The following is a 13,205-nucleotide window of genomic DNA, read 5'->3' on the forward strand; positions in this document are numbered from 1 at the left end:
GCTAAATACTTTATTTGAAAGTTATGGTCGCCAATTTGCAGTTAATTTCTCTTGAGGACTTAACAAAGCAAGAATTAAAGAGCGAATGCCGATAAAACCTAGGTTTTCACCTTATCCCAATAAGAGTCTATTCTAGTAATTGTTTATTGTTTCAGGCAGTTTGAACACGGATTGTGTTAAAAAAAGTATACTTGAAGTAGGTAAAGACCTTAGGAACAATATAGTTTAAAAAATAACAAATAAAATAGATTATCTGGATAGGTTATAAATCAATTTAAAACCCAGTGAGTTAATTTCTTAAAACCAGCTTGATTCATTATGTGAGTTAAAATATAAATAAACTTTATTAGTTTAAATGGTTTCATCTAACATATAATCAAAATAGGTGAAGATAAATATTGGACTAAATCAACACTCATTGGGCAGATTCTGAATATGGGTATAAAACCGGGTGACGTTGTTATGGCCCACGTTTCTATGCGTTCTGTCGGGCATTGTTTAAATGGTGCAGATGATCTTATTCAGGCGATTTTAACTGCTATAGGGGAGAAAGGGACATTATTATGTTATACAAACTGGGAACAAAATTACGAAGATAGTATGGATGAAAATGGCTGTGTGCCGCTTGAACTAAAAACTGAAATTATGCCGTATGACCCATTATTTTCACGAGCAAGCAGAGATCATGGCGTATTTGCTGAGAGTGTTAGAACGATAAGAGGAGCCGTTCGAAGTCAAAATCCTGGCGCATCTGTAGTTGCTATTGGAAATGATGCCAACCACTTCGTAGAAAATCATTCAATAAATTATGGACATGGCAATAACTCACCTTTTGCGAGATTTGTAGCTTGTCAGGGGAAAATTCTTATGATTGGCGCTCCATATGAAACAATGAGCTTATTACATCATGCTGAACACTTGGCAAATATTCCAAATAAACATATTCGTAAAATGGAAATTCCTCTGTTTCAAAATGGTTATGTAGAATGGGTTAAACTAGAAGAATTTGACACAATAGATCCGGTTTGTGAGTTATTTCCTGAAGGCTATTTCAAAGATATTGTGAAGCAATTTTGTCATTCTCATTCAGAGTCGATTAAAGGTGTTATTGGATCTGCCAATACACTACTGGTTCCTACTAAAGAAATATTGGATTATGCAATCCGTTGGATGGAAGATTATCATAAAAAGCCATTATTGGCATTATCGTAGTTCCTGATATATCGTTAGATTGGATATAATATTAAGAGGCTGATTAATAGAAGAGTATTACGGGAGAAATATTCCATGAATGTAAAATATATTATCAGGATGATCACTAAACTTCGACTTCATTAACACCATTTTAGTTAGCACGGCTATTTCCTCAAATCACTGTGATTTATTGATATGGCATTACCACATTAATGCCTGCTAAATTCACCATTAACCACAATACTCTCGGAAAGAGCGGAATGTGGCTATAACTTTCTGTAATCAAAAAAGTAGATGTTTTGGTTATTTCTTAAATAAAAGAGAGGACTGTATATGGCTACTTATCTGGTTCGTGTAGAACTTTTTGGCGCAGGCTCAAGGGAACACAATTCACTTCATGAATTAATGGGGTTAATTGATTTTAGGAGAACAATTACTTATGCCAATGGTGAAGTAATGGCTTTACCTACAGGGACTTATGTTGGAAGCTCGTTAAACTCCGCTTCAGAGATCAGAGAAAAAGTTAGAAAATTAGCAAATCCATTATCATCGAAAGCTGTTTCTGTGTTTGTTTGCCAGTATAGCGAATGGTCTGCTTACCTTTATTCAGCTTCTGTATCTGCATTATCATCTGAATCATAATCTTATTTTTTAGTAAGCTGGTTCTCCAACAAATAGTTTGGAGGCCGGCTTTATTGCAGCATCACGATTGAAACTTTCTACAGTCAGCATATCCATTTTGAACGCTTTCAGAATAAGTGAATCAAAGCCATCGTGGACGGAGAAAAGGTTTACTATACCGATGGAGAGATTGTGATATTCCAGAAGGCTGTCGCTTAGACGTCCGTGTCCAGATGCCGGAGGATTCGGTGTGGAATGTGGGGCAGAAGGTACAGAAAAATTGAACTGATGAACATTCATAGTAATTATGAAATTCAGAGGGTAACGGGAGGAGTAAATGAGGCAATTCTGAATAAGAAAATAATCATATTTTTATTATTTGTAGCTCAGAAAAGCAGTCGTTTTTGAGGAGGGTTTTACACCAAGCAAATTCAATCCCCAAGAAAACCAACCTGTTAGGGTTGGTTTTCTTGGGGAAATTTGGTCGGCATGATAGGATTTGAACCTACGACCCCCGACACCCCATGACGGTGCGCTACCAGGCTGCGCTACATGCCGATGACCGTTCCTATAGTACCGTTTTTTATTTTCAAAGCAAGCCCTTAATTTAGCGAGCGATTGATTTTTAAACGATTAGTTTGCTAAAAAACGTTTCACTTCAGTTAGTATCTGTAATAGTTGGGCAAGATTTGGTTTGGAACCCTGAATTTCATTACCGTTTAAATCATACAGGTAATACTCCCCATTTCTGGAAAGATAGACCGTATTTTTAGCCGTCGTAATAATCAGTGAACCATTATCACCAGTAATAAGCCACGGGTTTTCTCTCTGGGCGTTAAAAAGATCTTCACCCTGTGAGTAATCTTCTGGGGCGTTGCCAACGTGCAGTAAACGTTGCATTAATGTTGTCATGACATCCTGATGACTGGTCAGTTTGTCGATAACTTGTGCAGGTGTACCCGGCCAGTGAATTATCAGAGGAACGTGAATCTGTTCGCGGTTGAATTTGTTATCAGTAATCCATTGTGGAGAGCGATTTATTGTCTCTGCATTCTGCTTGGCTGTAATCACAACGATGGTTTTATCTAGAACTCCTTTATTTTTCAAAGAGTCTAAAATGTTGTGGATTTCAGTATCCAGCACTTTTTTGTCGAATTTACCCGATGTATGAGTAACTCCATTAATATCCAGAAATGAGAACCATGGCGCAGAACCGTTGCGTAGATTCAGCCATTGACGCCATTGTGTCACGGTTAAGTTATCACTTTGCTTGCTTGTGTTTGGCAGTGAGTAATCAGTTAATATCGCTTGACGATAAAGTGGGGTTTGGAATCCATCGGAAGAGAACAGGCCAAATTGATACCCTTGATGCGTCAGTGCATCAACAAGTGCAGATGGTTTTCTTGCATTAAGAACACCGTCTAGATAACCCGATGATATACCATAGAATAAACCAAACAATGCAGTGTCGTCCTGAATACCCGTGCTGAAATGTTGAGTAAACTGGATGTTGTTTTTTGCGAATTGTTCCAGAGCTGGCATGCCATTGATGATGTCTTGATTATCCAGCCCATCCACCACGAGTAGCAGTAGGTTATAGCCGCGCCCAGTATCCTGATAGGATAAGCTATTCAGTGGATAGTTGATGCTCAAGGCAGCAGGGTTTCCTTGCAGATTAATACGCCGTTGATATTCTTGATGATCCAGTAGCCCATGTTTTTCAAGGAATTTACGCGCTGTCATTGGATAAGAAAGTGGCAGGTTTGAGCGCTGCATGGTAATGGGACGGTAAAAGTTGGCGTCTGCCCAGATATACATGAGATGGGAAGCGACAAAAGCGGTGATAAATACCGCTGCCAGTGGTTTACCGAATCGTTGGCGATTGAGGCTGCGTAACTTTTGCCAACTCCATGTACCGAAGAGCATCTGTATCAAGAAAATGATGGGAATACAGATGAACATCAGTTGCCATTCCCTTGTCAATTCCCCTTGTTCCGGGTTAGTGACTAAATCCCAGACTAATGGAGTTAAGTGCAGGTGAAAGCGAACATAGACAGAAGAATCGAATATCAGTAGTGTTAGACCCGCCGTTGCCAGTGCGGCTGAAAGAAACCTGAGTAACCGCTGGGATATAACGATGAATGTCAGCGGAAATAAAATAAGTAAGTAGATAGCAAAGATAATAAAGCTGAAATGACCGAGCCAACTGACTAGCGCGTAGATACGCCCGAACAGTGAACCCGGCCAGTCAGATGCAAATAAATAGCGACTGCCCAGCACGAGACTGAACATGATGTTGAACAGGGCGAACCAGTGTCCCCAACTGATCATCTGAGAAACTTTTTCGCGGTAATGCTGACGGCTAGTCACCATATTTTCTTTACATTAAGGTATTAATTGAAATTAATGCGCTTTATCTTCATTAATTGAAGATTGTAATGCGCGTGCAAACGAGTCTGCGATATGTCTGCGTTGTGCAGGAGCAATGCTCGTATTGATCAAATTCGTTACCATATTGCCCAATACCATCAGAGTAAGGTCAGTTGGTGCATGATTTTTCTCGAAAACATTTATTAATTCAGTTAATAAATGTTCAACTTTTTCATCGCTATAGCGAGACGACTGTGGCATAAATCAAATATCCTGAATGTACAAAGCCCCATATCTTACCGTATAGAGGAGTAATTTTCTGCTTTTTTATGACAAATTAATTCTCTATCGTGGGTGTTGTTGTAATTTTCTAATCTGCTGCATCGTTTTAGCCTTCGATATATTGAACATTATTAATTAAATTTTGAACGTTTTTTGATCATTGGGTTTTTTGGTTGCAGCAAAGAGGCAACGGTGTTTGAATACGCCGTTAATCGCAAGGTTCCATAGGTGGCCAAAGCTGCAAAAGGAGTATAAATAATGAGTCTGGACATTACCCAGATCGCGTTACATCGGCTGATTAAACGTGATGAACAAACGCTGGAAGTCATTTTGCGTGATTCTCTGCTAGATACTAATCAAGTGGTTGAAGAGATGATGGCTGAATTGCATCGTGTATATAGCGCAAAAAGTAAAGCCTATGGTTTGTTCAATGAAGAGAGTGAATTGGCGGAATCTCTCCGTCATCTGCGTAAAGGTGATGACGACTTTCTCGGTTTTAGTCGGGCTGCGACGGTTCGCCTGAAAGATGAGCTGGCAAAGTATCCTTTTGCGGAGGGTGGAACGGTTCTGTTTTGCCAATATCGATATCTTGCCGTGGAATATTTGCTGATTGCAGTTCTGAATAGTTGCAACAGCATGTCCGTCAATGAGGAGCTGGATGTGAATACAACGCAGTACCTTGATATTCCTCATGCAGATATCGTAGCAAGAATTGATCTGACTGAATGGGAAACGAATCCTGAATCCAGCCGTTATCTGACTTTCCTGAAAGGACGGGTAGGGCGCAAAGTTTCTGACTTCTTTATGGATTTCCTTGCTGCCAGTGAAGGTATGAATGCGAAAGTACAGAATAAAGGATTATTACAGGCGGTGGACGATTATTGCGAATCGGCGCAATTGGATAAAAATGAACGTCAGGCTTATCGTCAGCAAGTCTATGGTTACTGTAATGAACAGTTACAGGCCGGTGAGGAGATTAAGCTTGAAGAATTATCCCAGGAGTTACCGCCATTGGGTGAGCAAAATTTTCAGCAGTTTTCTCAGGAACAAGGGTATGAACTGGAAGATAGTTTCCCAGCCGATCGCGGGACGTTGCGTCAGTTGACAAAATTCGCGGGCAGTGGCGGAGGATTAACCATCAATTTTGATGCCATGTTAATCGGAGAGCGGATTTTTTGGGACCCAGTGACGGATACCCTGACGATTAAAGGTACCCCGCCAAATTTACGTGACCAATTGCAACGTCGTGGTAATCGCTAATTTCCGTAGTAATCAAAGATTAAATCGTAGAAATAAATAACGCCGCAATTGCGGCGTTATTTACTCGGCGTCCCGATAAAAGCTCGACTGTGGCTAATTAAGCACGCAGGAAATCGATGTGCGTCAGTTTAGGTTTAAATGGGTGACGCTGTACTGCCTGCACTTTAACTTTAGTTTCTTTACCATCAACAACCAGAGTCATAACTTCGTAGAATTCTGGTTTGCTTTCGTGGTTGATAACTGCATCGTGATCCAGTTCGATAGAAACTGGCTCTTGGTTACCACCGTAGATGATTGCTGGAAACTTGTTAGCTCTACGCAGGCGGCGGCTCGCACCCTTGCCCTGCTCTTTACGTACTTCTGCATTAATAGTTAACATTATTTTTTCTCTGTAAAAGAAGAAAATAAATCCTGCTACAGGCGACCCAGCAGCAGGTTCGATACTTGGCTTAACATTATGTATTACGTTAAGCGGGCGGCATTCTAACGAAAAACCGTTATGACAGCAAATAGAAATGCACTATCTGGCAGGTTATTTGGCAAGCTTAGTACAGATCATCAGCCCGTCTAAACCGTCCCTGATAGTCAAAAACTTTTTCCCGGACTTGCCAGAATTGCCCCTTTTTGCGTGCAACAACAAAATCAGGATGGCGTAATAAAGGGCGTTGGTGAGCAATGTCTGCTGCTGTTTTCCACCGGAAAGTGGTTCCCGGCGCACGTTGATGTTGACGAAGGAACTGAAGTTCAAATACTTTCTTCTGAGCAGGGGTGGATAAGCGGAACAGTTCTGATACATCCGCACCATCTTCATCATAATAGGTGATCTTCAACCACTCTCCTTTGTTGTCATGACCCGGAGTTAATTGCATTCCACCACAACGCAGTACCAGCGCATCTTTAAGTTTTAAGGCGGCTTTCAGCATATCATCAGGATCAACTAATACCTCTTCACAGCGGTTACAGCGTCGGGCCGCGATATCATTTTCTGCTCCACAGTGGGGGCATGATTTGAAACGAAAACGGAAATCACATTGCTGCCGTTTTCCATTTTCATCCTCTTCCCAACCTTGGCAACGCCTTCCAAAATGTTCAATGAGTTCTCCATCTGCTGTACATGTTCCCCAAAACGTATTAGCAAATTGGCAGATGGGACAAAATACCTGTACTGGCTGGCTTTGTGAATTAGGTTTGCTGTTACCGACTTCGGGCGTGTAGAGATCGTGGGGGTTACCAGCATAATCCAGGATCAGGCAATCTTTTTTATCAGGAAATAAACGTAGTCCACGCCCAACGATTTGCTGATAAAGGCTAACGGATTCCGTGGGCCGTAATATGGCAATTAAATCTACATGCGGCGCATCGAATCCTGTTGTCAATACGGCGACGTTGACCATATAGCGAAGTCGTTGTTCCTTGAATGCGTTGATCAAGAAATCCCGTTCAGACGCGGGGGTATCTGCGCTGACTAATGCAGCTTGCCCAGTAGGCAATAGCTGGAAAATTTCTTTGGCGTGTTCGACCGTAGCGGCGAAAATCATGACACCTTTTCGGCCTTGGGCATAATCGATAATCTGTTTAATGATATGGGGCGTAATGCGCTTTTGGCGTTTTATCTCCCGGTTTAGCTCAGATTCGTTGAATATTCCTTGCCGGCTGGTTCGAACCTGACTGAAATCATATTGAACTATTGGCATGTCCAGTCTTTCCGGAGAAACCAGAAAGTGGTGTTTAATCATATAGCGCAACGGAAGTTCATAAATACAATCGCGAAAAAAACAGCGTTCATCACCGCGTATCATGCCATGATAATGGTATTGGTATATCCAGCCATAACCCAGACGATAAGGTGTTGCAGTTAGTCCCAGAATACGTATTTGAGAATTGTTTTTTTGGAGTTGGTGGATAATTTGTTGGTATTGGCTATTTTCATCATCACTGATGCGATGGCATTCATCAATAATTAGCAGTGAAAAATGATGATCAAAACGCTCCAGATTACGGGCAATGGACTGGATGCTGCCAAAAACGACTTTTCCTTCACTTTGTTTTTGATTTAATCCGGCAGAAAAAATATCCGCATTTAACCCATAAGCACGATATTTACTATGGTTCTGCGCAACGAGTTCCTTAACATGTGCCAATACTAAAACACGGCCGTGAGCTAACTTTGCCAATTCAGCGATAACGAGGCTTTTACCTGCACCTGTTGGTAAAACAATCACTGCCGACTCTTTGTGTTGGCGAAAATAGTGAATGGTAGCATCTACCGCTTCTTGTTGATAAGGGCGTAAAGTAAAAGCCATTTTATGTTACTGTCACCGGTATCAGGTAAAGGAGAATTGGCGTAGAGGATAACATTTTTCATTTAGCCTTGCTGCTGAGAAAATGTTTGTCATTCTTTCTTTTTCTAGGATTAGGCGGGCTATAACGAGTGATTTATTATTGTTATAGTTAATTTAGTGATGATTATTATGACAATTATCTGTTTAACCTAGTATCACAGTAGTGGCCTTGAAATTGTTTGCAATATCAAAGGCATATTTATATGTATTTATTTTTATCAGGGACATTTATTCATGCGATTGGATAAGTTTTTATCTCAACAGTTAGGTATTAGCCGTAATAATGTGGGGCGTGAGTTACGAGCAGGGCTGGTTACTGTCGATGGTGAAGTCATCAAAACAGGCACCTATAAATTGAAATCCGACCAACAAGTTGCTTATGACGGAACGATATTGCAACAATTAAATGGTCCACGCTATTTTATGCTGAACAAGCCACAGGGATATGTGTGTTCGACAGATGATCCATCAAATCCGACGATTTTATATTTTATTGATGAACCTGTTGCCCATAAATTACATTCGGCAGGGCGATTGGATATTGATACTACTGGGTTGGTTTTGCTGACGGATGATGGGCAGTGGTCACATCGTATCACGTCTCCTAAACATCATTGCGAAAAAACTTATCTTGTTACATTAGAACATCCGATATCGGAGGATACTGAACAAAAATTTCTGGCAGGAATCCAGTTGAATGGTGAGAAAACACTGACAAAACCAGCAAAGTTAGAAATTATCGATCCTCAGATTGTACGCCTGACCATCAGTGAAGGGCGTTACCACCAAGTAAAGCGAATGTTTGCAGCAGTGGGGAACCATGTTGTTGGACTTCATCGGGAAAGAATCGGTGAAATTTATCTCGATCCTGAATTAGCGCCGGGAGAGTACCGGGCGCTAACTGATAGCGAGATTAATAGCATACAAATGCCAACACTTTAATTTTTTATCCTTTAACTGATTCAGGAGTAACTGCGTGCAACAACAGCGAGTATCCTATTTAGGATTAGTCATGATCCTTGGCTTGCTTTCTATGCTAATGCCATTGGCAATTGATATGTATTTGCCAAGTATGCCAACGATCGCTGAAAATTTTGGTGTCAGTGATGGTTTGGTTCAGATGACGCAGAATAGCTATATTCTGGGTTTTGCCATCGGCCAAATGTTTTATGGGCCAATGGCGGATAGTTTAGGACGTAAGCCTGTCATTTTAGGGGGAGTTATTGTTTTTGCCATATCTTCTTCCGCGTGTGCTTTAGCTCAAGATATTCACACTTTTATTTCCATGCGTTTCTTGCATGGTTTTTCTGCTGCCGCTGCCGGTGTTGTCATCAACGCCCTGATGCGTGATATGTTCACAAAAGATGAGTTTTCCCGCAGTATGTCTTTTGTCACATTAGTGATGGTTATTGCACCTTTATTAGCTCCCATGTTAGGTGGGATGATGTTGATATGGTTCAACTGGCATGCCATTTTCTGGTCAATCGCGATTGCAGCGGTAGTCGCTGCGGTTTTGGTCACTTTTTTCATTAAAGAAACCTTGCCGAAAGAAAAAAGGCAACGCTTTAATTTAAAAAATACGCTGATGCAGTTTATTATGCTGTTCCGGCAACGTCAGGTATTGTGTTATATCTTAGCCAGTGGTTTTTCCTTTGCCGGCATGTTTTCTTTCCTGAGTGTCGGGCCATTTGTTTACATTAAATTAAATGGCGTATCTGAACAGAATTTTGGTTACTATTTTGGATTGAATATTATTTTTCTGTTCATCATGACAATCATTAATAGCCAGTGTGTTCGTAGATACGGTGCATTGAAAATGTTGCACATTGGGTTGCTCGTCCAATTTGCCATGGGGCTGTGGTTGTTGTTTAGTACCCTGTTTGGTCTGGGATTTATTTCTTTAGTCATAGGTGTTGCCATTTATATCAGTGGCATTTCTATGATCACATCTAACACAATGGCTGTTGTTTTGGACGATTATCCACATATGGCTGGAACCGTTTCTTCACTGGCAGGAACGATTCGTTTTAGTATTGCCGCATTGGTGGGGGCCACTTTGTCTTTCATGCCAGGGGAAAGTGCTTGGCCAATGGTAGGAGCAATGGTGTTATGTGCGACATTAGGGATGTTGCTTATTATCTATGTACGTAAGGCACAAAAATAAAAAACTGAAAGGCTGTCTCTTTGTATGGGATAGCCTTGTGTTATCACTTCTGTTTATTATCCCTTCTTCTTACTCTTAGGTATAAGAATACATAGATTTGCTTAAGGTTTTTTTCTATGTAGTTAGAGCTAAGTTGGCATTTTCCTTCCTAAAATTCCTTGAATGCGCAAAGAAGCGATTGGTTGCACTGATAGACAGGAAATACCGAGTGATCATCAAATAAATGTAGAAAATTATTAATTTCGTTATGTTCAGATAGTATTAATGTGTTGGCTTTTTGTTAACTTTTTATGATTGGTTTCATAACTACAAATGATAACGGTGTTGTTATTAATTAATCCATTGTAAAAAAACAAAATTAATCTTTTGCTGGCGTTAGGTGAAGCCTAAAGAGAGCAAATATGTAAATGAATCTTGAATAAAAAGTTGCCATATTGCATGAAAACAAGTTGAATTATTTACTTAAACAGTATAAATATATACAAAATGCGAGTTTGATCGCGCTTTTTCAGGATGAAAAGGGAAGTAAGTGCGATAATGTGGTTTTTATTTTAACCTTTTTTTTACTTTTCTGTTGGGTGGTTATTCGGTTTTGACGAGTCGATAACCGACAGCTGGTGGTTAGATGTGTTAATGTTGTTTCTGATAGGAATAATACGTGAATAATATCCAACTTTCGGTAGTACACAGACTGCCGCAAAGTTATCGGTGGTCATCTGGGTTTGTTGGTACAAAAGTTGAAATTTTACCAGCAGAAGAAACAGATATAGAAAACAGCCTGACAGGGCTGAAGTTGTTAAGCCATGAAGGCGAAAAAGCACAGGAGATTTTGCGTACTATAAATCAGTCTATTGCTGATATGCAGATACTAAGTGCAGTGATTGAATGGGAAGGGGAGCCATGTTTGTTTTTTGCTAAGGAAGATGAAAGCGCAGTGATGTGTCGTCTTAAGACGTTAGGAGCTGCAATTGCGGAAAACATAACGGCGTTATACCCGCTATAATTTTACCCATTAATAAAAAACGCTTCCTGAATGGAAGCGTTTTTTAATGCTTGCAAGGGAATTTTTTGAAGAATAATACGGCCTTATGCCCGATTTAATGATGGGTTATATTGTGGCTTTCGTATCATCTGATAGTACTCGCCTTGCACCGTAGTATCGTTTACTCCAATAGTTATCAGTCAACTTAGAGACGATAACCCCACTACTGGTTGAAGCATGCACAAATTGGTTATTGCCGATGTAAATACCAACGTGACGCATATAACGGCCAGTCTTGAACAGCACTAGATCACCCGCACGTAATTTAGAACGGCTAACGGTTTGACCTATACGCTGTTGTTCTAATGTTGAACGTGGTAATTCCATGCCAAATTGATCGTGGAAAGTACGCTGCACAAAAGCAGAACAGTCAATGCCGCGTTTTGTATTCCCGCCTAACCGATAAGTAACCCCTTTCCAGTCTGCATATTGATTAAGTAACTTAGATTTAATATCTAAGTTATTAACTAACGTTTCAAATTCATCCTGAGATGGTTGCAGTAAGAAATGCTTTTGAGAGTTTACTGCATGCGTCTCAGTATGTTTATTACGTAGTTTGGAATCTGGTGAACTACATGCGGTCAGTGCCACTGCCGCCAGCATTGCGGGTATCAGCCGCAATATATATCTCAGTATTGGTTGAGATTTGACCATTGTATTAATTTTCCCTTGCAGCCCTTAAATCTGATTTATTACCACCATAAAAACACTAAACGTTTTAAAGACTAGTAAGAATATGATGAATTAACAAATTTTCTGTCCCTAAAGTGTGTGAAGCAACACATTTTATTAGTTTCTTTACAAAACGTATTATTTTAACAAACAGCAAGGAAGATTACTTAATTCATTAGTAAAAAGCGAGAGACAAAAAGGGTTATTTACAAAAAATTAGATTACTAACTAAGAGGTTAGAATGGCTTGTTGTTATTTTATACTGGTTGGTGAAAATTTTATGATATTGAGGAGATATCAGCTATCTCCTCAATATTATGGACTTAATTTGTTCGTCTGATATGCGGTAATTTCTTATCCAGCCATGCTGCTATGCTGTCACTAAGAGGCGTCAGTAATACCCAACTCATACCGATCAGCGTCAGAAACAGGGAACCTACGGCAACATCTGTAAACCAGTGAGCACCTGCCATAATGCGAGGAAGGGCGAAAGTGATCATAATTATCAGGGCAATAAAAAATGCGCCACGGGAGACATAACGTAGAATAAAGCTGCTGAAAATCAATAGCATCAGGCCATGATCGCCAGGGAAACTATCTTTTGATGCATCTTTTGTATGCCAACTTGTCATACCGTCTATACGGTTGACGTTTTCAAATGTCAATGTTGGGCTTGGACGAGTGACCGGGATCTGGTGACCGATCTGATTAATGATGACAGCGGAAATGAGCATGACGAGGCCAATCATGAAAAGTCGGCGTTTACCCGCATAATCTTGTTTGCGAAATGCACTGTAATAAAGCATTCCCATAAATAGTAGCGAGATCACGTCAAATGCTCTGACATTGGCGATTGCTACAAATAGGGTAAATTTTGAGTTTGGCAGCAGTTTCTCATTAAAAAAATAAAAAATAGAAGAATCAATGTGAAACCAAAAGCCATGGTTCTCAGGTAAGTACCATGAGAGAAACAGGGCGATACCAAGGATATTAAGCATAAGTATAGCGAGTGAGCGACTGCGAGTCATGAAGTACCTATCTAACACGTAAAATGGTTTTAGTAGACAAATTAACAAGGGGGGGCACTATAACAAACTTTCCAGAAAAGGGTAATCGCTGTGGGATGTAATTGTTAACGTATGGTTATATCAGCATATTTTTAAAGTTAATCGGTTAATTTTTTCTCATTAATATGGAAATGGTTAAATGATATCGGAAAAATAGCTAAATCCTAATTTCAGTACCGATAATATATATT

Annotated in this window: 12 protein-coding genes and 1 tRNA gene; 6 read left to right on the top strand and 7 right to left on the bottom strand. The window is 40.1% G+C overall.

Annotation, left to right across the window (positions count from 1 at the left end; all coding sequences use genetic code 11):
• The first annotated feature begins 381 nt into the window (after positions 1-381).
• The gene (gene aac(3) / locus AB204_RS15175; RefSeq protein ID WP_268802299.1) at positions 382-1,212 is read left to right on the top strand and encodes an aminoglycoside 3-N-acetyltransferase; all 831 of its coding nucleotides are present in this window, start codon (positions 382-384) and stop codon (positions 1,210-1,212) included.
• Between the two features lie 315 nt (positions 1,213-1,527).
• Positions 1,528-1,836, top strand: coding sequence for a type V toxin-antitoxin system endoribonuclease antitoxin GhoS (gene ghoS / locus AB204_RS15180; protein ID WP_047964217.1), 309 nt, complete (start codon positions 1,528-1,530; stop codon positions 1,834-1,836).
• Positions 1,837-2,296: 460 nt separating this feature from the next.
• On the opposite strand, the gene AB204_RS15185 is transcribed toward ghoS, so the two are convergent.
• From AB204_RS15185 to AB204_RS15195, 3 genes are all read right to left on the bottom strand, one after another.
• Positions 2,297-2,373 (bottom strand) — tRNA-Pro (locus AB204_RS15185).
• A gap of 75 nt (positions 2,374-2,448) precedes the next feature.
• Complete coding sequence (gene yejM / locus AB204_RS15190) at positions 2,449-4,188, bottom strand: LPS biosynthesis-modulating metalloenzyme YejM (protein WP_047964218.1); 1,740 nt, start codon at positions 4,186-4,188, stop codon at positions 2,449-2,451.
• Positions 4,189-4,218: 30 nt separating this feature from the next.
• Positions 4,219-4,446: a YejL family protein gene (locus tag AB204_RS15195; protein ID WP_047964219.1), complete on the bottom strand. Its 228-nt coding sequence runs from the start codon at positions 4,444-4,446 to the stop codon at positions 4,219-4,221.
• 279 nt (positions 4,447-4,725) lie between these two features.
• On the opposite strand from AB204_RS15195, the gene yejK reads away from it, so the two are divergent.
• Positions 4,726-5,727, top strand: a complete 1,002-nt coding sequence (gene yejK, locus AB204_RS15200; RefSeq protein ID WP_047964220.1) for a nucleoid-associated protein YejK — start codon at positions 4,726-4,728, stop codon at positions 5,725-5,727.
• A gap of 97 nt (positions 5,728-5,824) precedes the next feature.
• Here the strand turns inward: yejK and rplY are convergent, their stop codons facing one another.
• Together rplY and AB204_RS15210 are read right to left on the bottom strand one after the other, a co-directional pair.
• Positions 5,825-6,106, bottom strand: a complete 282-nt coding sequence (gene rplY / locus AB204_RS15205; RefSeq protein WP_038235979.1) for a 50S ribosomal protein L25 — start codon at positions 6,104-6,106, stop codon at positions 5,825-5,827.
• Positions 6,107-6,272: 166 nt separating this feature from the next.
• Positions 6,273-8,030, bottom strand: a complete 1,758-nt coding sequence (locus AB204_RS15210; protein WP_047964221.1) for a DEAD/DEAH box helicase — start codon at positions 8,028-8,030, stop codon at positions 6,273-6,275.
• Positions 8,031-8,303: 273 nt separating this feature from the next.
• Between AB204_RS15210 and rsuA the strand changes: the two genes are divergently transcribed.
• From rsuA to AB204_RS15225, 3 genes are all read left to right on the top strand, one after another.
• Positions 8,304-9,011: a 16S rRNA pseudouridine(516) synthase RsuA gene (rsuA, locus tag AB204_RS15215; RefSeq protein WP_047964222.1), complete on the top strand. Its 708-nt coding sequence runs from the start codon at positions 8,304-8,306 to the stop codon at positions 9,009-9,011.
• 34 nt (positions 9,012-9,045) lie between these two features.
• Entirely contained in the window at positions 9,046-10,233 is a 1,188-nt protein-coding gene (locus AB204_RS15220; protein ID WP_047964223.1) for a Bcr/CflA family multidrug efflux MFS transporter, read from the top strand.
• Between the two features lie 658 nt (positions 10,234-10,891).
• Entirely contained in the window at positions 10,892-11,236 is a 345-nt protein-coding gene (locus AB204_RS15225; RefSeq protein WP_047964224.1) for a YejG family protein, read from the top strand.
• Positions 11,237-11,341: 105 nt separating this feature from the next.
• Here AB204_RS15225 and mepS read toward each other — a convergent pair whose 3' ends face one another.
• Both mepS and AB204_RS15235 read right to left on the bottom strand, forming a co-directional pair.
• Positions 11,342-11,929, bottom strand: coding sequence for a bifunctional murein DD-endopeptidase/murein LD-carboxypeptidase (gene mepS / locus AB204_RS15230; protein WP_047964225.1), 588 nt, complete (start codon positions 11,927-11,929; stop codon positions 11,342-11,344).
• 341 nt (positions 11,930-12,270) lie between these two features.
• Positions 12,271-12,975, bottom strand: coding sequence for a phosphatase PAP2 family protein (locus AB204_RS15235; RefSeq protein ID WP_047964226.1), 705 nt, complete (start codon positions 12,973-12,975; stop codon positions 12,271-12,273).
• Positions 12,976-13,205: the final 230 nt, after the last annotated feature.

Origin of the sequence: Xenorhabdus khoisanae (assembly GCF_001037465.1) — a bacterium.
In the GTDB taxonomy this organism is placed as follows: Bacteria; Pseudomonadota; Gammaproteobacteria; order Enterobacterales; family Enterobacteriaceae; genus Xenorhabdus; species Xenorhabdus khoisanae.

What these genes read in the sequence shown, in the direction of transcription:
- ghoS (WP_047964217.1), top strand. Translation starts at nt 1,528, where the DNA reads ATGGCTACTTATCTGGTTCGTGTAGAACTTTTTGGCGCAGGCTCAAGG.
- yejM (WP_047964218.1), bottom strand. Translation starts at nt 4,188, where the DNA reads ATGGTGACTAGCCGTCAGCATTACCGCGAAAAAGTTTCTCAGATGATC.
- AB204_RS15195 (WP_047964219.1), bottom strand. Translation starts at nt 4,446, where the DNA reads ATGCCACAGTCGTCTCGCTATAGCGATGAAAAAGTTGAACATTTATTA.
- yejK (WP_047964220.1), top strand. Translation starts at nt 4,726, where the DNA reads ATGAGTCTGGACATTACCCAGATCGCGTTACATCGGCTGATTAAACGT.
- rplY (WP_038235979.1), bottom strand. Translation starts at nt 6,106, where the DNA reads ATGTTAACTATTAATGCAGAAGTACGTAAAGAGCAGGGCAAGGGTGCG.
- AB204_RS15210 (WP_047964221.1), bottom strand. Translation starts at nt 8,030, where the DNA reads ATGGCTTTTACTTTACGCCCTTATCAACAAGAAGCGGTAGATGCTACC.
- rsuA (WP_047964222.1), top strand. Translation starts at nt 8,304, where the DNA reads ATGCGATTGGATAAGTTTTTATCTCAACAGTTAGGTATTAGCCGTAAT.
- mepS (WP_047964225.1), bottom strand. Translation starts at nt 11,929, where the DNA reads ATGGTCAAATCTCAACCAATACTGAGATATATATTGCGGCTGATACCC.
- AB204_RS15235 (WP_047964226.1), bottom strand. Translation starts at nt 12,975, where the DNA reads ATGACTCGCAGTCGCTCACTCGCTATACTTATGCTTAATATCCTTGGT.